Origin of the sequence: Mycolicibacterium monacense (assembly GCF_010731575.1) — a bacterium.
Classification (GTDB): Bacteria; Actinomycetota; Actinomycetes; order Mycobacteriales; family Mycobacteriaceae; genus Mycobacterium; species Mycobacterium monacense.
The window spans coordinates 2,771,917-2,793,225 of sequence record NZ_AP022617.1 but is presented as its reverse complement, the minus strand read 5'-3'; the positions used below and the strand labels follow the sequence as shown (position 1 = coordinate 2,793,225).

Below are 21,309 nucleotides of genomic sequence, written 5' to 3'. Positions count from 1 at the left end.
ACGCGGCCTGCGGCTAGTGTTGCCGGATGAAAAGCGTCGCGCTGGTCGTGGTCGGAGTCCTGGTCGCCCTGGCGGGTGGGCTCTTCGCGCTCCAGGGGTTCGGGTTCGTCGGGGGCAGCCCGATGAGCGGCACCACGACATGGTCGATCGCCGGACCGGTCATTGCGCTGGTGGGCATCGGACTGGTCTACCTGGGTTGGCGGGCCGGAAAGTCACGACCGCAGTAGCGCGATGACCTTCGCGAGGTCCGACATCGCCGACGGCCGGCCGGCCCATTCGTCGGACACCGTCCAGTAGCTCACCCCGAAGACCCGTCGCCGTTCGTCCAGCGTCTGCGCCATCTGCTCGTGGGTGCCGAGCAATATGAACGGCGAATCGAGCAGTTCGGTGGCGCCGACCCCGCCGATCGCGGCTGCCAAATCCGCCGCGGCCGCCTCGCGGTCGTCGGTCACCACCACCGCCTGGATCAGCGCGTTGAGTTCGATGTCGCACGGGCGATTTCGGCGTGCGCAGTCGCGCTCAGCGCGACCAAACACGCCGAAATCGCTCAGCGCAGCGGCAGGAGCCGGACCGGCGTCGTCTCCAGCAGGCCCAGCGGGTCGACGTAGTCCGCGCGCGACGCCGGCCCCCACATCGCACCCCAGTGCAGACAGGCATCGGCCGCGCACCCGTGGTGGCCGGCCAGGACCTCGCCGAGGACCGCGCCCGCCCGCACCGTCTGCCCCGCCCGCACCGACGGCCGCACCGGTTCGTAGCTGGTGCGCAGGCCGCCGGGATGGGCGACCGACACCAGCGGCCGTCCGGCCAGTTCACCGGCGAACACCACCGTGCCGGACTGCGCGGCGTACACCGGCTGCCCCGGGGTCGCGGCCAGGTCCACCCCGCGGTGGCCGCGCTGCCAGTTCGGGGTGGGCGCGTCGAACGTGCGCACCACCGCAGGTCGCGGCCGCAGCGGCCAGTCCAACCGGTCCTCGGCACGCACCGGCGCCGCCACCGCGACAGAGATCGCCACCAACACCGCCAGGAATCGCATCGTCCCAGTTCAGCCGGTGCCTGCCCCAATCACCAGGGACTCGCCGCCGCCCTGTGGAGCGGGCGTCCGCTGTGGACAAAGCACCTGTTCCGACGGTGTAAACTCCTACCTGCAGTTCGCATCGAGCGGGCTGACTTCGCGTGTCTGCACCTCGACCCAGAGTCGTACCGGATGCCGGCGGTCCCGTGTCACAGCGGGTCCGGCACTCCCGCAGTCACCAGGGCCTGGCATCACCCGACGCCGGGCGACAACCGACAAGCAGGTAAGGCACAAGCATGGCCGTAGTCACCATGAAGCAGCTGCTCGACAGCGGCACCCACTTCGGGCATCAGACCCGTCGCTGGAACCCCAAGATGAAGCGGTTCATCTTCACCGACCGCAACGGCATCTACATCATCGATCTGCAGCAGACGCTGACCTACATCGACAAGGCGTACGAATTCGTCAAGGAGACCGTCGCGCACGGCGGTTCCATCATGTTCGTCGGCACCAAGAAGCAGGCGCAGGAGTCCATCGCCGAAGAGGCGACCCGTGTCGGCATGCCGTATGTGAACCAGCGCTGGCTCGGCGGCATGCTCACCAACTTCTCGACCGTGCACAAGCGCCTGCAGCGCCTCAAGGAACTCGAGGCGATGGAGCAGACCGGTGGCTTCGAGGGTCGCACCAAGAAGGAAATCCTGATGCTGACCCGCGAGAAGAACAAGCTCGAGCGCAGCCTCGGCGGTATCCGCGACATGCAGAAGGTGCCCTCGGCCATCTGGGTCGTCGACACCAACAAGGAGCACCTGGCGGTCGCCGAAGCGCGGAAGCTGAACATCCCGATCATCGCGATCCTCGACACCAACTGCGATCCCGACGTCGTCGACTACCCGATCCCGGGCAACGACGACGCAATCCGTTCCGCTGCACTGCTGACCAAGGTCGTGGCCTCCGCGGTCGCCGAGGGTCTGCAGGCCCGGGCCGGCGGCGGTAACGGCAACAAGCCGGAAGCCGAGGCTGCCGAGCCGCTCGCCGAGTGGGAGCAGGAACTGCTCGCCGGCGCGACGGCGTCGCCGACCGCGGCCGGTGCCGCGCCCGGTACGCCCGAGGCGGATATCCAGACCGAACCCACCGCCCCTCAGAACCCGTAGGAAGGCTCACATGGCGAACTACACCGCTGCCGACGTCAAGCGGCTTCGGGAGCTGACCGGCGCCGGCATGATGGCTTCGAAGAATGCGCTCGTCGAGGCCGACGGCGACTTCGACAAGGCTGTCGAACTGCTGCGCATCAAGGGCGCCAAGGACGTCGGCAAGCGCGCTGAGCGCGCGACCGCCGAGGGCCTGGTCGCCGCCAAGGACGGCGCACTGATCGAGCTGAACTCCGAGACCGACTTCGTCGCCAAGAACGCGGAGTTCCAATCGGTGGCCGATCAGATCGTCGCCGCGGCCGCCGCCGCCAAGGCGACCGACATCGACGCTCTCAAGGCCGCCAAGGTGGGTGACACCACCGTCGAGCAGGTCATCGCGGACCTGAGCGCCAAGATCGGCGAGAAGCTCGAACTGCGCCGCGTCGCCTACTTCGACGGCAACGTGGAGACCTACCTGCACAAGCGTGCCGCGGATCTGCCGCCGGCCGTGGGCGTGCTGGTGGAGTACACGGGTGACGGCGAGAACGGCACTGAGGCCGCGCACGCGGTCGCCCTGCAGATCGCCGCGCTCAAGGCCAAGTACCTCACCCGTGAGGACGTGCCCGAGGACGTCGTCGCCAACGAGCGGCGCATCGCCGAGGAGACGGCCCGCAACGAGGGCAAGCCCGAGCAGGCTCTGCCGAAGATCGTCGAAGGCCGAGTCACCGGTTTCTACAAGGACGTCGTGCTGCTCGATCAGCCGTCGGTGTCCGACAACAAGAAGACGGTCAAGGCCCTGCTCGACGAGGCCGGCGTGACCGTCACCCGGTTCGTCCGCTTCGAGGTCGGCCAGGCCTGACGCGCGATCAGTCGTAGAAGTGTCCCGGGACGCGAGTTCCGGGGCACTTTTGCGTCTGCTCGGCGAACCCGGCGGTACGTGTTGGTACCGTCGGGCGCATGACTCGCATCAACGCCTTCACCGACGACGCCCTCGGCGACCTCGACGCCGTCGGCATCGTCGAGGCCCTGCAGCAGGGGCGGGTGTCGCGCGCCGAGCTCGTCGAGGCGGCGATCGCGCGCACCGAAGCGGTCGACCCGGCGCTCAACGGGGTGGCCTACGAGGCGTTCGACCGGGCCCGGGCGCGGGCCGGCGGCCCCGGGTCGTACGGCGGCTTCTTCGACGGCGTCCCGACCTACGTCAAGGACAACGTCGCGGTCGGCGACATGCCGACCATGCAGGGCACCGACGCATGGGATCCACGGCCCGCCGGCGCGCACGGGGACTTCGCCCGCGCCTATCTCGCGACCGGTCTGCTGGCGCTAGGCAAGACGCGGTTGTCGGAGTTCGGGTTCTCCGCCTCCGCCGAACATCCGCGACTCGGGGCGGTACGCAATCCGTGGGATACCGACCACACCGCCGGCGCCTCCTCCTCGGGTTCCGGGGCGTTCGTCGCCGCCGGCGTCGTGCCGATCGCCCACGCCAACGACGGCGGCGGGTCGATCCGGATCCCGGCGTCCTGCAACGGTCTGGTCGGCCTCAAACCGTCCCGCGGCCGGTTACCGCTCGACCGGGACATGCGCCAGATGCCACTGCGGATCGTCGCCAACGGTGTCGTCACCCGCTCGGTGCGTGACACCGCCGCGTTCTACCGCGAGATGGAACGGGTCTACCGCAACCCCAAACTGCCGCCGATCGGCGACGTCACCGCACCCGGCAGGCAACGGCTGCGCATCGCGGTGTGCACACACTCGATCGCCCGTGAGGCCGGCCGCGAGGTGCGCAAGGAGACGATGAGAACCGCAGCGCTGCTGGAAGATCTGGGTCACCGCGTCACCCCGATCGACAACCCCATCCCCGGACACTTCATGGACGACTTCCTGCTCTACTGGGCATTCCTGTCGTACGCCCTCGTCCGGGGCGGGCGCCGCACCTTCGGCGCCAGCTTCGACCGCACCCGTCTGGACAACCTCACGCTCGGGCTCGAATCCCATGCCGCGCGCAATCTGCACCGGCTGCCCGTCGCCATCGCCCGGTTGGCGCGCACCCGACGTATCAGCGCGCGTCTGGCGCGCGAGTACGACGTGGTGCTCACCCCGACGCTGGCCGAGTCCCCACCGCTGATCGGCCACCTCGACCCGACGGCGGACTACCGGCAGATCATCGATCGCCTGGTCGACTGGGTGGCGTTCACACCGCTGCAGAACGCCACCGGTGATCCCGCTATATCGTTGCCGCTCGGCGTATCCGACCGCGGACTGCCGATCGGGATGATGTTCGCATCGACGGTGGGCCGGGAGGCGCGACTGCTGGAACTGGCCTACGAACTCGAGCAGGCGCGTCCCTGGCGGCGCATTCAGGACGCCTCCTGACAACGAAATCCGTTGTGCGCCGACACGTCGACGTAACCACGTCCCGGCGGAGTTAACCTCCGCGATACCACAGACAGCGGTGGGGGAAACAACCCGATCCCACGATCGCTGATTGTGGAGACCAGTCAGGTCAACAACGCAACCACTTCCGCTCGATCACCGCTGATCGCCAATTCCTCCGGGAACACCTTCGGGTGCCTCGTCCGGTTCGCGCTGGCCAACATCCGCCGACGCCCCGCACGGTTCGTGCTGGCCGTCCTCGGCATCGCCTTGGCCATCGCCTGTGTGACGGTGGTGCGCACGATCTCCTCGAGTTTCGCGATCACAGGCGCAGATTCGGTCACCGACGTACTCGGCGAGGCGCACCTGTGGGTGGTGCCCGCCGCCGGGGTGCAGTACGACCCGGACACGCAGGCGCTGATCGCCGGGGGCGCCGCGCCGGAGATCGATGTGCCTGCCGGGTGGACCGCCACCCGTACCCTGTCGGGGCGTACGGAGGTCTACGGGGTCCCGGTGTCGTTGCGCGGCAACGACGAGACCCCCTCGGCACGGGCGATCTTCGGCGACGCGGTGGCCCAACGGCTGGGGGTGTCCCCGGGTGACCGCGTGGACGTCGGCGGTCACGATCTCGTCGCCGCCGTGGCCGGCGCGGGCCAATCGGTCACCGTGGCCACCTCCGTCGCCCGCGAAATCATCGGTGACGACGGCTGGTGGACGGTGAAAGCCCCTGCAGGACAAAAGAACCGGCGCGATCTCGCCCAGACGTTCGGCGCCGCCACCGGCCTGGACGCCACCGCCGACCCGGCGCAGACCCCCGATCCGCGCGGTGCCGGTCTGATCTACGACACCGTCGGGGGGAACGGGCCGCTGTCGTTCGAGCAGAAGTTCTCCGCGCTGTTCTCGGGCAAAGTGACGAGTTCGACGCTCGGTCTGATCTCGACGATCGGCCTGATCCTCGGATTCGTCATCGCGGTGTCGTCGTTCCTGGCCGCGGTCGCCGAACGCAAACGCGAGTTCGGGATCATGTCGAGCATCGGCCTCGCCGACGAGGTGCTCTACTTCTTCCTCGTCGAATCGGCGCTCGTCTTCGTCGCCGCCTACCTCATCGGAGTGCTGGGTGCGGGAGTGGCTGTGGCGCTGGTGATCCCGGGCATCGCGACGCCGATCGCGTGGCTGCAGGCCGCCGGCATGGTCGCGGCGTTCATCCCCGCCATGGCGATCGTCGGCGCGCTGGTACCCGTGCACCGGCTGTTGCAGCAACGTCCCGTCGATCTCCTGGGGGGCCGCTGATGAGCGCTTGCGCGAAGAAGAGAGAACAATAGTGTTGCGCCGAGGACTGTCCTACGGGTGGCTGTCCACCTGCCGCCGCATCCGTGAGCTGGTGCTGCCCATCGTCACCACCGCGACCGGTGCGTTCCTGGTCGTCATCGTCTTCGGGATGTCCGAGGGGATCCGGGCGCAGTCCGCATCCCTCGGCCACGCCGACGAGATCAACCGCGCCGTCGTCCTCATCGCCGTCAGCGTGCTGCTGGTGGGCGTCGTCGAGGTGGCGGTGGCCACCACACGCACCGTCGCGCACCGCACCCGCGAACTCGGTGTGCTGGGCGCCAACGGGATTCCGCGTCTCCCCGTGGTCGCGGCGCTGCTCGTCGAACCCCTCGTCGCCGCCGTCCTCGGTGCGCTGGCCGGCGCGGCGCTGGCGGCGGTGGCCGGGATCGTCCTCGGCGGCACCGGACTGGCCGCAGGTGGCGTCGCGGCGAGCGGTCTGCTCACCGGCGCCGCGACGGCCGTCGGCGTCAGCGTCGTCGCGGCACTGGCCACCAACATCCCACCCACCTGGGCGGCCGCATCGCGTCCGCCCATCCGCTCCCTGACCGCCGGAGGCTGACATGACCGCCATCGAAGAACGCCGCGACCACGACACGACCACCTCGCCGCCACTGCCGGTCATCGAGATCGCCGACGTGTGGAAACTGCACAAACTCGGCGACGAAGTGGTGCGCGCGCTGGTCGCCGCGGACCTGACCGTGATGCCGGGCGAGTTCGTCTGCCTGATGGGACCGAGCGGCAGCGGAAAGTCCACGCTGCTCAACATCATCGGCGGGCTGGACCGCCCGACGAAGGGTTCGGTGGCGGTCGCCGGGCGCGACACCCGCACGCTGACGGAAAGCCAGTTCGCCGCGTTACGCCACGACACCATCGGGTTCATCTTCCAGAGCTACAACCTGATCCCGTTCCTGTCGGCGGTCGAGAACGTCGAACTGCCGCTGATGTTCGAGCCCTACGACCGCAAAGCGTTGCGCACCAGAGCGATCGAGTTGCTCGAACTGGTCGGCCTCGGCCACCGCATTGACCACCAGCCGACCAAGATGTCCGGCGGTGAACAGCAGCGCACGGCGATCGCGCGCTCGCTGATCAGCAGTCCGGCGCTCGTCCTCGCCGACGAGCCCACAGCCAACCTCGACCACCGCACGGGGGAGACGGTGGTGCGCATGCTGCGCGACCTGTGTTCGACGCTGGGCGTCACGGTCGTCGCGAGCACCCACGACCCCACGGTGGCCGACGAAGCGAGCCGTGTCGTCCGGATGAAAGACGGACAAATCGTCAACTGACGCTCCTATCCCTCAACACCTTTGGGAGAATCATGACCGCAGAACTCGAGGCGTCCCCGCCGCCGGGGCGCGACGCCCTGATGACCACCGAACTCGTCCCCGAACAGATCCTGCCTAAGGTGATGAGCACGTTCGGCCTCACGGCCGCCTACGTCTTCATCATCTGCTGGGTCACCGGATCGTCGGTGATGGCCGCAGGCGGGTGGACGGCCATCCCGATGTGGGTGCTCGGCATCCTCACCTTCCTGATCCCCGCGGGGATGGCCGTGGTGGAACTCGGCAACCTGTGGCCGGGTCAGGGCGGGGTGTACATCTGGGCCTACCGCACCATGGGGGAGACCTGGGGGTTCATCGGCGGCTATCTGTCGTGGGTGCCGGTGATCCTCAACGCCGCATCCTCGCCGGCCGTGGTGCTGCAGTTCCTGCTGCTGGCGTTCCACGCCGAACTGGGGCTGACGATCAGCATCATCCTGCAGTTGGTCATCCTGTGGACGGTCATCGGGCTGGCATTGGCGAAACTCGCTGCGAACCAACGGATCATGAACATCGTGTTCGTCGTCTACGGCGTGCTCACGCTGACGATCTTCATCTGCGGACTGCTGTATGCCGGCAAGAACGGTTCGGCCACCCCGTTCTCCTGGGAAGAGGCGACGATCCCGAACTTCGCGGTCGCCGGTTTCCTGTACGGCACGGTGCTGCTGTACCTGCTCGGCGTCGAGACCCCGTACAACATGGGTGCGGAGTTCCTCTCCGTGCGCCGCAGCGGCCCGCGGATGATCCTGTGGGGGTCGACCGCGCTCGTCGCGATCTACCTGCTCACCACGCTCGGCACCATGATGGCGCTGCCCGGTGACGAGATCGACCCGGTCACCGGCATCATCGGCATGCTCGACGTCGCCGGCTTCCCGGGTCTGATGGAGGTCTGCGCGGTCGTGTTGGCGTTCATCATCATCGTGGCGTTGATGACCTACCAGGTCGCCTACTCGCGGCTCATCTTCGTCTCCGGTCTCGAACGCCACCTGCCGCGCATCTTCACCCACCTCAACCCGCGCACCCGTAACCCGGTGACGGCCATCCTGATCCAGGGCGTCATCTCGTCACTGATCCTGGTCGGGTTGTACTCGCAGAGCAGCATGGCCAACGTCACCATCTACCTGCAGGGCGGGCTGTCGACGGTGTGGCTGCTGTCCGGGTTCTTCTTCCTGTTCCCGGTCATCATCGCCCGTAGGAAGTACGCGGATCGCTATGTCAACGAACAGTTCTGGCGCATCCCCGGCGGGATGGTCGGGGTGTGGATCACCGTCGTCGTCGGCACGCTGGGCACCATCGGCGGGATCTACTACTCCTTCGTCACACCGTGGATCGACGTGCCCGCCGCCACCTGGATGACGTGGGTGGGCGGCATCAGCCTGGGCATGTTCGCGCTGGGTCTGGTCGTCTACATCTTCGGTCGCCGCTCGGCGCACAAGATGACCCAGGACGACGCACTGGCGCACCTGGCGGTCCTCGATCTCAACAAATCCGACACCAGCCCTGAAGGGGTGTGAAACGAATGACCATGGACAGCACCGTGGCCGGCACGAAGACCACCGACGGCGCGGTCGCCTACCCTCTCGACCCGCTCAGCGGCGCCGAGATCGAAGCGGCGGCGGCGATCATCATGGACTCCGAATACGCCACGCCCACGCTGAAGTTCGTGATGATCTCGCTCGCCGAGCCGGCCAAGACGCCCGCACTGACCTTCGACGGTCTCGACGGTGTGCCGCGCCGGGCGTTCGCGACCATGTACGACGGGGCGGCCAAACTCGTCAGCGAGGCCGTGGTGGACCTCGGGGCGCGGGTCATCGAATCCTGGCGGGCGGTGCCCGGCCGGTTCCCGTCCTATCTCGTCGAACACATGACCGGCGTCGAGGAGGTCGTCCGCCAGGATCCGCGGTGGCAGGAGGCGATGCGGAAACGGGGCGTCACCGACTTCAGCCTCGCGATGATCGACCCGTGGCCGGCAGGGTACTACGGCCGGCAGGACCACTACGACAACTCACCGCTGATCTGCCGACCGCTGACGTTCATGCGGGCCGCGCCGTCCGAACACGGTTACGCACGGCCCGTCGAGGGGTTGATAGTCACGTTCGATCTCGATGCGATGGCGGTGCTCGACGTCGAGGATCACGGGGTGGTGCCGTTGCCGCCGACCGCGGGCAACTACAGCGAGCAGTTCATGTTCGACCCGAACAACCGACCGGCGTTCACCGCGTTCCGCGACGACGTCAAACCGATCGAGATCACCCAGCCCGAGGGACCGAGTTTCACCGTCGACGGTTGGCGGGTGCAGTGGCAGAAGTGGTCGATGCGGGTCGGTTTCAACCCTCGTGAGGGCATCGTGCTGCACGAGATCACCTACACCGACCGCGGCGAGACCCGGCCGATCGTCTACCGGGCGTCGCTGTCGGAGATGGTGGTGCCCTACGGCGACACCGCGCCGACGCACTGGAACAAGAACGTCTTCGACATGGGTGAGGTCGGGATGGGATTCTCGGCGAACCCGCTGACGCTCGGATGCGACTGTCTCGGCGAGATCTTCTACTTCGACGGGACGGTCAACGACTCCGCCGGCAATGCCGTCACCATCCCCAACGCCATCTGCATGCATGAGGAGGACTACGGGATCTCGTGGAAGCACACCGACTTCCGCACCGGTGAGGTCGAGGTGCGGCGGTCGCGGCGGCTGGTGATCTCGATGATCTGCACCGTCGGCAACTACGAGTACGGGTTCTTCTGGTACTTCTACAACGACGCCTCGATGGAGGTCGAGGTCAAGCTGTCGGGGGTGCTCACCACCGGTGCCGTCCCCGACGGGGAGGATCCGCGCTGGGGGAAGATGGTGGCGCCGGGGATCTACGGGCCGAACCATCAGCACTTCTTCAACTTCCGGCTCGACATGAGCATCGACGGCGCGGGAAACAGTGTCTACGAGGTGGATTCGATTCCCGAACCCGACCCGGCGCTCAACCCGCACCACAACGCGTGGATCACCCGCGACACGCTGGTGGCCTCGGAGGCCGACGGCGCCCGTGACTGGGACTGGTCGACCGGCAGGTACTGGAAGATCGCCAACCCGTCGAAGCGCAACGAGCTGGGCAGTGCGGTGGCCTACAAGCTGACGCCCAAGGATGTGGTGCCGGTGATGGTGCAGGAGGGTTCCTACATCTACGACCGGGCGCGGTTCGTGCAGCACAACCTGTGGGTGACGAAATACGACCCCGCGGAGCTGTACGCCGCGGGCGACTACATGTATCAGTCGGCCGACATGCAGGGGCTACCGCAGTACATCGCCGACGATGCGCCGTTGGAGGACACCGACATCGTGCTCTGGTACACCGTCGGCGCCCACCACGTCGTGCGCCCGGAGGACTGGCCGGTGATGCCGTGCGCCTACACCGGATTCCACCTCAAACCCGTCGGCTTCTTCGACGGCAACCCGGCGCTCGACCTGCCGCCGTCACCGCCGAAGGCCTGCCACGCCCATCACGCGAGCCTGCCGGTCGCCGAGGTCGCGCGGGAGTCGTAAACCTGGCGCGAGCAGACGCAAATGTGCCCTCAAACGGCGGTTTTGGGGGACATTTGCGTCTGCTCGGCGGGGAAAGTCAGAGCCGGCGGAGGAAGTTCTCGACGGCCCGCGCCAGCGACTGCGGGCCGGTGCGCAGCGCCTCGGCGAGAGGTGTTCCGGGTGCGGTGATCCCGACGATCTCGTCGACGCCGTGCTCGAGAAGCACCGACGCGTCGGGGCCGACCCGGCCGGCGAAGATGGCCACCCTGGTCCCGGTGCGGGCGGCCACCTGCGCGACCCCGAACGGCGTCTTGCCCATCAGGGTCTGCGCGTCGACGCCGCCCTCACCGGTGAACACCCACGCCGCACCGCGTAGCGCCTGTTCCAGCCCGACCGTCTCGGCCACCACCTCGACACCGGGACGGCTTGTGGCGCCGAGGAATTCGAGCAGCGCGAAGCCGAGCCCGCCGGCCGCACCCGCACCGGGTGTCTCCGCGTGCGCGGCGTCGGCCACCGCGGCGAACCGCGCCAGCGCAGCCTCCAACCGGGCGACGTCGGCGGGTGTCGCACCCTTCTGCGGGCCGAACACGGCGCTGGCGCCCGCGGGCCCGAGCAGGGGTGCGGTCACGTCGCAGGCCAACTGGATGTGCACGCCCGCCAGCCGCGGATCGAGGCCCGCGGTGTCGATGCGGTGCAGATCGGCCAGCGCACCGCCGCCCGGTGGCAGCGGCGCATCCGAGCCGTCGAGCAACTCGACGCCCAGGGCGGTGAGCAACCCCGCGCCGCCATCGTTGGTGGCGGATCCACCGAGGCCGATCAGGAACTCGGCGGCGCCCCGGTCGAGCGCGTGGGCCATCAGCTGGCCGACACCGAAGGTGCTGGCGCACAGCACATCACGCTCGTCGGCGGGGATGAGTTCCAGACCCGCCGCGGCGGCCATCTCGATGACCGCGAGACGACGGCCGGGAACATAACCGTAGGTGGCCGGCACGGGCCGGCCGAGCGCATCGGCCACCTCGACCGTCACCCGCTCACCGTCGAGCGCGTCCACCACGGCGTCGACGGTGCCCTCACCGCCGTCGGCCATCGGGACCCCGACGCAATCGGCGTCCGGAAGGGCCGCGCGTACCCCGTCGCGCATGGCGGCGATGGCCTGCGCGGCGCTCATGGACTCCTTGAAAGAGTCCGGTGCGAGAACGATTTTCATCGGACCGGGGTCAGCGCGGGCCGGCCGGCGAGCACGGCTGCGACGTTGTCGACGGCGAGGACGCCCATCGCGTCGCGGGTCGCCTCACCGGCACTGGCGATGTGCGGTGTGAGAACGAGGTTCGGGGCGTCGAGCAGTGCGGGGTTGACATGGGGTTCATTCTCGAACACATCCAGCGCGGCGCCACCGATACGCCCGGCGCGCAGCGCGTCGATCAGCGCGGACTCGTCGACGACCCCGCCGCGCGCGGTGTTGACCAGGTAGGCGGTCGATTTCATGCGGTCGAGCGCCGCGCCGTCGATCAGGTGGCGGGTCTCGGGGGTGAGCGGCGTCAGCACGCAGACGACGTCACTGTCGGCCAGCAGGGTGTCGGTGTCGACGAACCGGACATCGCCGTCGGCTCCGGAGGTGCGGCGGCGTGAGGTGGCCAGCACCGTCATGTCGAAGGCGCGGGCCCGCCGCGCGACCGCCCTGCCGATGCGGCCGTAGCCCAGGATCCCCAGCGTGGCGCCCGCGCTGACGTCGAGCCCGGTGAGCATTCGGGGCCCCCAGATCCACGGCCGGCGCGAGCGCAGGAACCGGTCGCCGTCGACGACGCGGCGCGTGACGGCGAGGATCAGCGCGAACGTGTGGTCGGCGGTGGCGTTGTCGAGCACACCCGGGGTGTTGGTGACGGTCACCCCCGCGGCGTGCGCCGCCGCGACGTCGATGTTGTCGTAGCCGACGGCGACGTTGGCCACCACCCGTAGCCCGTCGCCTGCGGTGTCGAGGATTCCGGCGTCGACCCGTTCGGTCAGCGTGACCACCGCCGCGCAGGCCCCGGTGAACCCGGCCGCGAGCTCGTCTCGGGTGGGCGGGTCCTCGCCGCCGACGCGCAAGGGCCGGTCGAGCCGCCGCAGCCGCTCCATGGCGCCGTCGGTGAGCAGCCGCGACACGTACACGTGTCCGGCCGGGGTCGTCATGAGGTCAGACCCTAATGCGCGGCGGGACCGGTCGCCGGGGTGAATTCGACCGCCCCTGCCACACCGGGCGCCCCGCATGAGGCAGGATGGGTGTGCCACCTGGGGGAGCGCCCGGTACGTCGTAGCGAGGAGGCCGAAGGACCGATGTCGGAGCCGAACAGTGACCACGGCGCCGGCGCGGCAGTCGGCGAGACCCGCCCGCTGTATTCGCGCGTGCTGCTCAAACTCGGCGGTGAGATGTTCGGTGGCGGCGCCGTGGGTCTCGACCCGGACGTCGTACACCTCGTGGCGCGCCAGATCGCCGAAGTGGTCCGCAGCGGTGTCCAGGTCGCCGTCGTCATCGGCGGTGGCAACTTCTTCCGGGGTGCGCAACTGCAGCAGCGCGGGATGGAACGCACCCGCAGCGACTACATGGGCATGCTCGGCACCGTGATGAACAGCCTCGCGCTGCAGGACTTCCTGGAGAAGGAAGGCATCGACACCCGCGTGCAGACGGCCATCACGATGGGTCAGGTCGCCGAGCCCTACATCCCGCTGCGTGCGGTGCGCCACCTCGAGAAGGGGCGCGTGGTCATCTTCGGTGCCGGGATGGGGCTGCCGTACTTCTCCACCGACACCACCGCGGCCCAGCGGGCCCTGGAGATCGGCGCCGAGGTGGTCCTGATGGCCAAGGCCGTCGACGGCGTCTACACCGCCGACCCCCGCAAGGATCCCGACGCCCAGCTGCTGACGGCCATCACCCACCGCGAGGTCATCGACCGCGGGCTGGCCGTCGCCGACGCCACCGCGTTCTCGCTGTGCATGGACAACGGCATGCCGATCCTGGTGTTCAATCTGCTCGTCGACGGCAATATCGCCCGCGCGGTCGCGGGTGAGAAGATCGGAACACTGGTCACCACCTGAACGGGTGCGACGACGCCGGGCGAACGTAGCGACGGGAGAAAGACAGTGATCGACGAAACCCTCTTCGATGCCGAGGAGAAGATGGAGAAGGCCGTGTCGGTGGCGCGTGACGATCTGTCGTCGATTCGCACCGGCCGCGCCAATCCGGGCATGTTCTCCCGGATCAACGTCGACTACTACGGCGCCACCACGCCGATCACCCAGCTGTCGAGCATCAACGTGCCCGAGGCGCGCATGGTGGTGATCAAGCCCTACGAGGCCAACCAGCTCCGCAACATCGAAGACGCGATCCGCAACTCCGACCTCGGCGTCAACCCCACCAATGACGGCAACATCATCCGCGTCTCCATCCCTCAGCTGACCGAGGAGCGCCGCCGCGATCTGGTCAAGCAGGCCAAGGCCAAGGGCGAGGACGCCAAGGTGTCGGTGCGCAACATCCGCCGCAAGGCGATGGAGGAGCTGGCCCGCATCAAGAAGGACGGCGAAGCCGGGGAGGACGAGGTCAGCCGCGCCGAGAAGGACCTCGACAAGACCACCCACACCTACACCCACCAGATCGACGAACTGGTGAAGCACAAAGAGGGAGAGTTGCTGGAGGTCTAGCGGCCTGTCAGCAGCAAAGCGGATTCCGTGTCAGAAACACCGGTCGACGAGCCGCAGAAGAAGCCGTCGCGCGCCGGACGCAACCTTCCAGCCGCCATCGCGGTGGGTGTCGCCCTCGGCGGCGGGCTCATCGCCATCCTGTTGTTCGCCCCGTATCTGTGGCTCGCGCTGGTCGCGGCCGCCGTCGCCGTCAGCACCCATGAGGTGAGCAGCCGGCTGACCGAGGCCGGCTACCGGATGCCGATGATCCCCCTGCTGGTCGGCGGTCAGGCCACACTGTGGCTGACCTGGCCGTTCGGACCCGCGGGCGCACTGGGCGGCTTCGCGGCGACCGTCGTCGTCTGCATGATATGGCGGTTGGTCGGCCAGGGTCTCAAACACACACCGCAGAACTACTCGCGCGACATCGCCGCCGCCGTGTTCCTGGCGACGTGGGTTCCGCTGTTCGCGAGTTTCGGTGCGCTGCTGATCTATCCCGAGGACGGCGCCAACCGGGTCTTCTGCCTGATGCTGGGCGTGGTGTTCTCCGACATCGGGGGCTACGTGGCAGGCGTGCTGTTCGGGAAACACACGATGGCCCCGGCCATCAGCCCGAAGAAATCCTGGGAGGGCCTGGTCGGATCGCTGCTGTTCGGGGGGACCGCCGCGGTGCTCGCGGTGGTGTATCTGCTGGACAAGCCGTGGTACGCCGGCGTCGCGCTCGGGGTGATGCTGGTGATCACCGGCACGCTCGGCGACCTGGTCGAGTCGCAGTTCAAGCGCGATCTCGGGATCAAGGACATGAGTAACCTGCTGCCCGGACACGGCGGGATGATGGACCGGATGGACGGCATGCTGCCGTCCGCCGTGGCGACCTGGATCGTGCTGACACTGCTCGCTTGAGCGGGCACCCCGCCGCAGGTGGGATACTGGCACCAATGCCCAACCCCCTGCCCCTGGTTTTCGATGCCCCGCGACGCGCCAAGCCGCCGCGGCACTTCGCCGACCTCGACGCCACCGCCCGTGCGGCCGCGGTGGCGGAACTCGGGTTGCCGGCGTTTCGCGCCAAGCAGCTGGCCACCCAGTACTACGGCCGGTTGACCGCCGATCCGCAGCAGATGACCGATCTGCCCGCGGCGGTGCGCGAGCAGGTCGCCGAGGCGTTGTTCCCGGATCTGCTCACCGCCGTCCGTGAGATCGAGACGGACGCGGGGGAGACCCGCAAGGTGTTGTGGCGGGCGGTGGACGGGACGACGTTCGAGTCGGTGCTCATGCGCTACTCCGACCGCAACACCGTGTGCATCTCCTCACAGGCCGGTTGCGGGATGGCGTGCCCGTTCTGCGCGACCGGTCAGGGTGGGCTCCAACGCAACCTGTCGACGGCCGAGATCCTCGAACAGGTCCGCGCCGCGGCCGTCGAACTGCGCGACCGAGATGGTGAGGGCATCGCCCCGGCGGCGCGCGGCGGGCGGCTGTCCAACATCGTCTTCATGGGCATGGGCGAACCGCTCGCCAACTACAACCGGGTGATCGCCGCCGTGCGCCGCATCGTCGCACCGCCGCCCGACGGGTTCGGCATCTCCGCCCGGTCGGTCACCGTGTCGACGGTCGGCCTGGCCCCGGCGATCCGCAAGCTCGCCGACGAACGCCTCAACGTCACGCTCGCGCTGTCGCTGCACGCACCCGACGACGAACTGCGCGACACGCTGGTCCCGGTCAACAACCGCTGGAAGGTCTCCGAAGCGCTCGACGCGGCCCGCTACTACGCCGACGTCACCGGACGCCGGGTCTCGATCGAGTACGCGCTGATCCGCGACGTGAACGATCAGCCGTGGCGGGCCGACCTGCTCGGCAAGAGGCTGCATGGCGCGCTCGGGCCGCTGGTGCACGTCAACGTCATCCCCCTCAATCCGACGCCGGGCAGCGAGTGGGATGCCAGCCCTAAACCCGCCGAACGGGAATTCGTGCGGCGGGTCCGCGAGCGCGGGGTGTCGTGCACCGTCCGCGACACCCGCGGCCGCGAAATCGCCGCCGCCTGCGGACAATTGGCGGCCGAGGGCTGACCCCCCTTCTCGCCGAAACTGCTCGGAGATCACGCTCCGGGAGGATTTCGTGATCTGGCAGCAGTCTCGGCGAGGTGCTCAGCCGGTGCGCGCCGGGGCGTTGGTGAACCAGACGTTCTCCTCGCGCAGGCTTCGGCTGCGCCAGCCGTCGGCGGTGCGCACCAGTTCGTGGTGGTAGTAACCGCCGCAGGCCGACACCTCGTCCATGCCGGGTAGTTGCATCGGGTTGTAGAACATCGCCCGCACCGTAGCCGAATCGCCGTCGACGTCGGCTTCGATGTTGGTGATGTAGTGCATGCTCCACGGCAGGACGCCGAAATTCGCGGCGAACCAGTCGACCACCTCGTCGCGATGCCCGACGACCGCGCCCGCCGACGAATAGTCGATGTGCGCGTCGTCGGTGAACACCGAGCGGTAGAGCTCCCAGTCCTTGCTGTCGACCGCGCGGGCGTACCGGTACAGCAGCCGGGCGATCTCGAGTTCGTCGGCCGCTCCGGTCATTCGGGCATGCCGATGGTCTTGGCCTCGAGGTACTCCTTGTAGCCCTCTTCGCCGTTGCGGTAGCCCAGGCCGGACTGTTTGGTGCCGCCGAACGGGCTGGTGATACCGAAGTGGCTCTTACCGTTGATCGTCACATTGCCGGTCCTCATCCGGCACGCGATGGCGAACGCGCGGTCGACATCGCCGCCGGACACCTCACCGGACAGCCCGTAGATGCTGTTGTTGGCGATTGCGACCGCCTCGTCGTCGGTGTCGTACGGCGTGACGGTCAGCACCGGACCGAAGATCTCCTCCTGGGCGACCTGGCTGTCGGGGTCGACGTCGGCGAGCAGGGTCGGCTGGGTGTAGTACCCGACCGGCAGGTTCTCCGGGATTCCGCCGCCGGTGACCAGCCGCGCCCCCGAGTCGACACCGCTCTTGATCAGCCCGAGCACCTTCTGCCGTTGCGTCTCGCTGATCTGCGGGCCCTGCATGATGCCCGGCGTCCACGGGTCGCCGACCGGGAAACCCTCCATCATGGTCTTGAGGATCTCCAAGCCCTCGTCATATCGGCTGCGCGGCAACAGGATCCGGCTCGGCAGGATGCAGGACTGACCCGACATCACGCAGGCCATCATCGCCGCCAACGGCAGCGCGGAGTTGAAGTCGGCGTCGTCGAGCACGATGTGGGCGGATTTGCCACCCAGTTCCAGCAGCGTCTTCTTCACCGTCGACGCGCCGGCGGCCAGGATCGCCCGACCCGTCGCGGTGGACCCGGTGAAGGTGATCATGTCCACCCGCGGATCGGCCGACAGTGCCGCGCCCACCTCGTTGGCGTTGGACACCACCACGTTGAACACCCCGGCCGGGATGTCGGTCTCCTCGGCGACGATGCGGCCGTACTCGCTACCCGACCACGGCGTGAGCTGGGCGGGTTTGAGGACGACGGTGTTACCCGCCATCAGCGCAGGCACCGTCTCGGCGACGTTGAGGTAGAACGGCACGTTCCACGGCGTGATCGCACCGACCACCCCGACCGGTTCGTAGTGGATCTTGCGCCGTGCCGGCCCCAACTGGGTGGGGTGCACACCGGTGTCGACCAGATACTCGAAGTTCTTCCCGTGCTCGGCCCAGTGCTTGACCTCTTCGATCGGGCTCTCGATCTGGCTGCCGGACACGGTGACCGGGCAGCCCACCTCGGTGATCAGGATCCGGCGCAACCTCTCCTTGTTGCGGTCGAGGGCCTCGTGCAACTGGGTCAGGCAGTGGTAGCGAAAGTCCAGATCACGCGACCAGTCCGACTCGTCGAACGCCCGTCGCGCCGCGGCCACCGCGCGGGCCATGTCGTCCACGGTGCCGTCGGTGGCCTGACCGGCCACTTCCTCGCTGGCCGGATGGATCACGTCGAACATGGCGCCGCTGCTCGTCAGCTGCAATTCGCCGTCGATCAACATCCGCTCATCACCGGCCAGCACGCCGGATTCGGTCTGCACAGTCGTCATGGGTCTAGCGTTACAAATCGGGAGAGAATCGTCAGGCAAATGACGGAAATACCGTTCTCCGATTTAAAGGAGACAGTTCTCCTAATGTGTTCACCATGTCAGCGCCGACGGCCGAGCACCGCGTGACCTACTGCCGGATCTGTGAGCCGATGTGCGGACTCATCGCCACGGTCGACGACGGCCGGCTGGTGTCACTGCGACCCGATCCCGACCACCCGCTGAGCCAGGGCCGGGCGTGCCCCAAGGGCATCGCGTTCACCGACATCCAGAACGACCCGGACCGGGTGCTGGAACCGCTGCGGCGCCGCGCCGACGGCACGTTCGAGGCGGTCAGCTGGGATGAGGCGCTCGACGACATCGCCGCGCGGTTGACGACGATCCTCGACCGCGACGGTGGGGACGTCGTCGGCCAGTACTTCGGCAACCCGGCGGCGTTCGGCTACGCGAGCAGCCTGTGGGCCGGGGTGTTCATGGCGCGGATCGGTGCCCGGCACCTGTACTCCGCCGGCTCGCAGGACATCAACAGCCGGTTCGTGGCCAGCAAGTTGCTCTACGGCGCCGCGAGTCAGCTGCCGTTCCCGGATCTGCTGCGCACCGAGTTCCTGTTGATGGTGGGCGCCAATCCGCTTGTGTCGCACGGCAGTGCGGTACGCGCCCCACGGATCAAGAACGATCTGGCCGACATCGTGCGCCGCGGCGGCCGGGTGGTGGTGGTCGACCCGCGCCGAACCGAGACCGCCCGCGAGTACGAACATCTCGCGATCCGCCCGGACGGCGATGCGTGGCTGCTGCTGTCGATGCTGCAGGTGATCTTCGCCGAAGGCCTCGAGGACACCACCGCGATGGCCGAACAGTCGACCGGCGGGGAGACGCTGCGCCGACTGTGCCGTGAGCACACCCCCGAGCGGACCGCCGAGCGGACCGGGATTCCCGGTGACATCGTCCGGATGCTGGCCCGCGACTTCGCCACCGCGCCCAGTGCCACGGCCTACGGCCGCACCGGAGCCTGTCTGGGCCGGCACGGCACGCTGGTCAGTTTCCTGCTCGACGCGCTGACGCTCGTCACCGGCAACCTCGACCGTCCCGGCGGGTCGCTGATGTCGCGTGCCGTGATTCCCGTCGAGGAGATGGGGGAGCGGTTGGGCAGCTTCAGCTACGACACGATGCGCTCGCGCATCGGGAACCACCCCGACGTGCTGGGCACCTTCCCGGCCGCCGTCATGGCGGACGAGATCACCACCCCCGGCCCCGGCCAACTCCGGGCGCTGTTCGTGGTGGCCGGTAACCCGGTGCTGTCGGTCCCCAACAGCAAGGCACTGGAATCGGCTCTGCCGCAACTGGATCTGTTCGTCTCCCTCGATCTCTACGTCAACGAGACCAACCGGCTGGCGGACTACATCCTGCCCGGCACCACGATGCTCGAACGCGACGACCTGCCGATCATGTTCGCCGCCTGCTCACCGACGCTGTTCGTCCAGTCGACCGAGGCCGTGCTCGAACCCTACGGGCAGGCCCGCCAGGAGTGGCAGGTGTACGCCGAACTCGCGCGCCGGATGGGCATCTCGCTGTTCGCCACCGGTCCGCTCGAGCGGTTCAACCGGGTGCTCGCCAAGCTCGACCGCTTCCGGGCGACCCGGATGACCCCGCGGCGAATGATGGCACTGCTGTTGCGGTTCGGGCCCTACGGTGACCGTTTCGGGTTGCGGCGAGGCGGACTCAACCTCGACCGCCTGCGCGCACGGCCGCACGGGATCGTGCTCGACGAGCACGCCCCGTCGGGAATCCTCGGCACGGTGGTTCGGCACCGGGACGGGAAGGTGCGGCTCGATCCGCCCGAGATCGTCGCCGAGGTCGGCCGCCTCGGCGCGCGGAGTCACGACGATCCACGATTCCCGTTGCTGGCCATCGGGATCCGTGAGATGCGATCCCAGAACAGCTGGATGCACAACAGTCCGACGCTGATGAAGGGCGACCGCCGCCACCGGACGAGGATCCACCCCGACGACGCCCGCGCGGCGGGTCTCGTCGACGGCGGCCCCGTACGGATCGTCGCCGCCGACGGCGCTGTCGAATCGGAGGTGCTAGTCACCGACGAGATGCGTCCTGGCACGATCGCGATCCCGCAGGGCTGGGGGCACCGCGGTGGCGGGTGGACCCTGGCCAACAGCGTGCCGGGCGCCAACGTCAACGAGTTGACCTCGAACCGGTCGGCGGATCTCGAGGCGCTGGCCGGGATGTCGGTACTCAACGGGGTCCCGGTGCGCATCGAAGTAGTCGGCACTGAAGTAGTCGGCACTGAAGCAGTCGGCACTGCAGCAGCCGGCTAATCCTGGTTCTTGAGCCCCACCGCGTGGCGCAACTGGGCGAGGAACTGGTCGCCGTCGTCGCTGCGCACGATGTAGTGACACACCGCGACGCGGATCGCCGTGGCGGCCTTGACCGAGGCGTTGGGCCCCGAGAGCAGCTTCTCGAGCCGCGCCCGCATCAACGGGATGATGCGGGACAGCTGTGCGATCACCACTTCGGGTTCGATGTCGACCAGGCGGACCCCCGAGTAGGACTGCTGGTAGGACACGATGAAACGCAGTGCGGCGTCGAGCTTTTCGTTACCCCGCAGTCCCTGCGTCGCCTTGCTTATGCCCCGGTCGAACATCGCCCGCTCGTAGCGGCCGAAGGCGTCGAGCAATTCCTGCTTGGAGGCGAACCAGCGGTACAGCGTCGGCCGGGAGACGCCGGCCTGGAGTGCGACCTCCGACAGGCTCAGTTTCGTCTGGCCGCTCCGTCCGAGCACCTCGGCGGTGGCCGCCAGGATGCGGTGCTGCGTCGACGAATCGTCGAAGTCGGCGGGGTCGCGCCGGGCGGTCAGTGGTTCGTTCACGTCCAAGCCTCGAGTGACGGGGTGTTTCACAGATGGTAGAGCTTGTAACGCCGTGCCGGGTGAT

At 68.3% G+C, this 21,309-nt stretch carries 20 protein-coding genes and 1 pseudogene; 14 read left to right on the top strand and 7 right to left on the bottom strand.

The genetic code is table 11. The features are described 5' to 3' along the window. The first annotated feature begins 26 nt into the window (after positions 1 to 26). Positions 27 to 227, top strand: coding sequence for a hypothetical protein (locus G6N49_RS13400; protein ID WP_011559390.1), 201 nt, complete (start codon positions 27 to 29; stop codon positions 225 to 227). Here G6N49_RS13400 and G6N49_RS13395 read toward each other — a convergent pair. Together G6N49_RS13395 and G6N49_RS13390 are read right to left on the bottom strand one after the other, a co-directional pair. After that, positions 213 to 485: pseudogene (locus G6N49_RS13395) on the bottom strand (LLM class F420-dependent oxidoreductase); the annotation flags it as partial. The gene G6N49_RS13400 and the pseudogene G6N49_RS13395 overlap by 15 nt on opposite strands. Before the next feature lie 62 nt (positions 486 to 547). Further along, entirely contained in the window at positions 548 to 1,033 is a 486-nt protein-coding gene (locus tag G6N49_RS13390; protein ID WP_011855347.1) for a M23 family metallopeptidase, read from the bottom strand. Between the two features lie 275 nt (positions 1,034 to 1,308). Here G6N49_RS13390 and rpsB point away from each other — a divergent pair, with 275 nt between their 5' ends. The 8 genes from rpsB to G6N49_RS13350 all read left to right on the top strand — a co-directional run bounded on the left by rpsB (position 1,309) and on the right by G6N49_RS13350 (position 10,689). Beyond that, entirely contained in the window at positions 1,309 to 2,163 is an 855-nt protein-coding gene (rpsB, locus tag G6N49_RS13385; RefSeq protein WP_011559392.1) for a 30S ribosomal protein S2, read from the top strand. 10 nt (positions 2,164 to 2,173) lie between these two features. Further along, complete coding sequence (gene tsf, locus G6N49_RS13380; protein WP_011559393.1) at positions 2,174 to 2,998, top strand: translation elongation factor Ts; 825 nt, start codon at positions 2,174 to 2,176, stop codon at positions 2,996 to 2,998. Between the two features lie 98 nt (positions 2,999 to 3,096). Continuing rightward, a complete protein-coding gene (locus G6N49_RS13375) occupies positions 3,097 to 4,509 on the top strand; it encodes an amidase (protein ID WP_011855348.1) in 1,413 nt (470 codons plus the stop codon). Positions 4,510 to 4,623: 114 nt separating this feature from the next. After that, complete coding sequence (locus G6N49_RS13370) at positions 4,624 to 5,799, top strand: ABC transporter permease (RefSeq protein WP_011855349.1); 1,176 nt, start codon at positions 4,624 to 4,626, stop codon at positions 5,797 to 5,799. Positions 5,800 to 5,830: 31 nt separating this feature from the next. Continuing rightward, positions 5,831 to 6,397, top strand: coding sequence for an FtsX-like permease family protein (locus G6N49_RS13365; RefSeq protein WP_011855350.1), 567 nt, complete (start codon positions 5,831 to 5,833; stop codon positions 6,395 to 6,397). Between the two features lies 1 nt (position 6,398). Then, the gene (locus G6N49_RS13360; RefSeq protein WP_011855351.1) at positions 6,399 to 7,121 is read left to right on the top strand and encodes an ABC transporter ATP-binding protein; all 723 of its coding nucleotides are present in this window, start codon (positions 6,399 to 6,401) and stop codon (positions 7,119 to 7,121) included. Between the two features lie 32 nt (positions 7,122 to 7,153). Then, positions 7,154 to 8,668: an APC family permease gene (locus G6N49_RS13355; RefSeq protein WP_011559398.1), complete on the top strand. Its 1,515-nt coding sequence runs from the start codon at positions 7,154 to 7,156 to the stop codon at positions 8,666 to 8,668. Positions 8,669 to 8,673: 5 nt separating this feature from the next. Then, the gene (locus tag G6N49_RS13350; RefSeq protein WP_011559399.1) at positions 8,674 to 10,689 is read left to right on the top strand and encodes a primary-amine oxidase; all 2,016 of its coding nucleotides are present in this window, start codon (positions 8,674 to 8,676) and stop codon (positions 10,687 to 10,689) included. A 76-nt stretch (positions 10,690 to 10,765) separates the two neighbouring features. On the opposite strand, the gene G6N49_RS13345 is transcribed toward G6N49_RS13350, so the two are convergent. Both G6N49_RS13345 and G6N49_RS13340 read right to left on the bottom strand, forming a co-directional pair. Further along, positions 10,766 to 11,875: a glycerate kinase gene (locus G6N49_RS13345; RefSeq protein ID WP_011855352.1), complete on the bottom strand. Its 1,110-nt coding sequence runs from the start codon at positions 11,873 to 11,875 to the stop codon at positions 10,766 to 10,768. After that, complete coding sequence (locus tag G6N49_RS13340; RefSeq protein ID WP_011855353.1) at positions 11,872 to 12,837, bottom strand: 2-hydroxyacid dehydrogenase; 966 nt, start codon at positions 12,835 to 12,837, stop codon at positions 11,872 to 11,874. Before G6N49_RS13340 ends, G6N49_RS13345 begins: the two co-directional genes overlap by 4 nt. Positions 12,838 to 12,981: 144 nt before the next feature. Here G6N49_RS13340 and pyrH point away from each other — a divergent pair, with 144 nt between their 5' ends. From pyrH to rlmN, 4 genes are read left to right on the top strand one after another with little or no spacing between them, the layout of a single operon-like run. After that, on the top strand, positions 12,982 to 13,740 hold the full coding sequence (gene pyrH / locus G6N49_RS13335) for a UMP kinase (protein ID WP_011559402.1): 759 nt from the start codon (positions 12,982 to 12,984) through the stop codon (positions 13,738 to 13,740). A 45-nt stretch (positions 13,741 to 13,785) separates the two neighbouring features. Beyond that, positions 13,786 to 14,343, top strand: coding sequence for a ribosome recycling factor (frr, locus tag G6N49_RS13330; protein WP_011559403.1), 558 nt, complete (start codon positions 13,786 to 13,788; stop codon positions 14,341 to 14,343). A 27-nt stretch (positions 14,344 to 14,370) separates the two neighbouring features. Beyond that, on the top strand, positions 14,371 to 15,225 hold the full coding sequence (locus tag G6N49_RS13325; RefSeq protein WP_011855354.1) for a phosphatidate cytidylyltransferase: 855 nt from the start codon (positions 14,371 to 14,373) through the stop codon (positions 15,223 to 15,225). 35 nt (positions 15,226 to 15,260) lie between these two features. After that, the gene (gene rlmN, locus G6N49_RS13320; protein WP_011559405.1) at positions 15,261 to 16,385 is read left to right on the top strand and encodes a dual-specificity RNA methyltransferase RlmN; all 1,125 of its coding nucleotides are present in this window, start codon (positions 15,261 to 15,263) and stop codon (positions 16,383 to 16,385) included. 78 nt (positions 16,386 to 16,463) lie between these two features. On the opposite strand, the gene G6N49_RS13315 is transcribed toward rlmN, so the two are convergent. Together G6N49_RS13315 and G6N49_RS13310 are read right to left on the bottom strand one after the other, a co-directional pair. Next, on the bottom strand, positions 16,464 to 16,886 hold the full coding sequence (locus G6N49_RS13315) for a nuclear transport factor 2 family protein (protein ID WP_011855355.1): 423 nt from the start codon (positions 16,884 to 16,886) through the stop codon (positions 16,464 to 16,466). Beyond that, positions 16,883 to 18,367, bottom strand: coding sequence for an aldehyde dehydrogenase family protein (locus tag G6N49_RS13310; protein ID WP_011855356.1), 1,485 nt, complete (start codon positions 18,365 to 18,367; stop codon positions 16,883 to 16,885). Before G6N49_RS13310 ends, G6N49_RS13315 begins: the two co-directional genes overlap by 4 nt. 95 nt (positions 18,368 to 18,462) lie before the next feature. Between G6N49_RS13310 and G6N49_RS13305 the strand changes: the two genes are divergently transcribed. Beyond that, positions 18,463 to 20,694 (top strand): molybdopterin-dependent oxidoreductase, encoded by a 2,232-nt coding sequence (locus tag G6N49_RS13305; RefSeq protein ID WP_011855357.1) that lies wholly within the window; start codon positions 18,463 to 18,465, stop codon positions 20,692 to 20,694. Here the strand turns inward: G6N49_RS13305 and G6N49_RS13300 are convergent. After that, positions 20,691 to 21,245: a TetR/AcrR family transcriptional regulator gene (locus tag G6N49_RS13300; RefSeq protein ID WP_011559409.1), complete on the bottom strand. Its 555-nt coding sequence runs from the start codon at positions 21,243 to 21,245 to the stop codon at positions 20,691 to 20,693. The two genes, G6N49_RS13305 and G6N49_RS13300, sit on opposite strands and share 4 nt — an antisense overlap. Positions 21,246 to 21,309: the final 64 nt, after the last annotated feature.

What these genes read in the sequence shown, in the direction of transcription:
- G6N49_RS13350 (WP_011559399.1), top strand. Translation starts at nt 8,674, where the DNA reads ATGACCATGGACAGCACCGTGGCCGGCACGAAGACCACCGACGGCGCG.
- G6N49_RS13355 (WP_011559398.1), top strand. Translation starts at nt 7,154, where the DNA reads ATGACCGCAGAACTCGAGGCGTCCCCGCCGCCGGGGCGCGACGCCCTG.
- G6N49_RS13400 (WP_011559390.1), top strand. Translation starts at nt 27, where the DNA reads ATGAAAAGCGTCGCGCTGGTCGTGGTCGGAGTCCTGGTCGCCCTGGCG.
- G6N49_RS13340 (WP_011855353.1), bottom strand. Translation starts at nt 12,837, where the DNA reads ATGACGACCCCGGCCGGACACGTGTACGTGTCGCGGCTGCTCACCGAC.
- G6N49_RS13345 (WP_011855352.1), bottom strand. Translation starts at nt 11,875, where the DNA reads ATGAAAATCGTTCTCGCACCGGACTCTTTCAAGGAGTCCATGAGCGCC.
- G6N49_RS13310 (WP_011855356.1), bottom strand. Translation starts at nt 18,367, where the DNA reads ATGACGACTGTGCAGACCGAATCCGGCGTGCTGGCCGGTGATGAGCGG.
- rlmN (WP_011559405.1), top strand. Translation starts at nt 15,261, where the DNA reads ATGCCCAACCCCCTGCCCCTGGTTTTCGATGCCCCGCGACGCGCCAAG.
- pyrH (WP_011559402.1), top strand. Translation starts at nt 12,982, where the DNA reads ATGTCGGAGCCGAACAGTGACCACGGCGCCGGCGCGGCAGTCGGCGAG.
- tsf (WP_011559393.1), top strand. Translation starts at nt 2,174, where the DNA reads ATGGCGAACTACACCGCTGCCGACGTCAAGCGGCTTCGGGAGCTGACC.
- G6N49_RS13375 (WP_011855348.1), top strand. Translation starts at nt 3,097, where the DNA reads ATGACTCGCATCAACGCCTTCACCGACGACGCCCTCGGCGACCTCGAC.
- rpsB (WP_011559392.1), top strand. Translation starts at nt 1,309, where the DNA reads ATGGCCGTAGTCACCATGAAGCAGCTGCTCGACAGCGGCACCCACTTC.
- G6N49_RS13305 (WP_011855357.1), top strand. Translation starts at nt 18,463, where the DNA reads ATGTCAGCGCCGACGGCCGAGCACCGCGTGACCTACTGCCGGATCTGT.
- G6N49_RS13390 (WP_011855347.1), bottom strand. Translation starts at nt 1,033, where the DNA reads ATGCGATTCCTGGCGGTGTTGGTGGCGATCTCTGTCGCGGTGGCGGCG.
- G6N49_RS13360 (WP_011855351.1), top strand. Translation starts at nt 6,399, where the DNA reads ATGACCGCCATCGAAGAACGCCGCGACCACGACACGACCACCTCGCCG.
- G6N49_RS13315 (WP_011855355.1), bottom strand. Translation starts at nt 16,886, where the DNA reads ATGACCGGAGCGGCCGACGAACTCGAGATCGCCCGGCTGCTGTACCGG.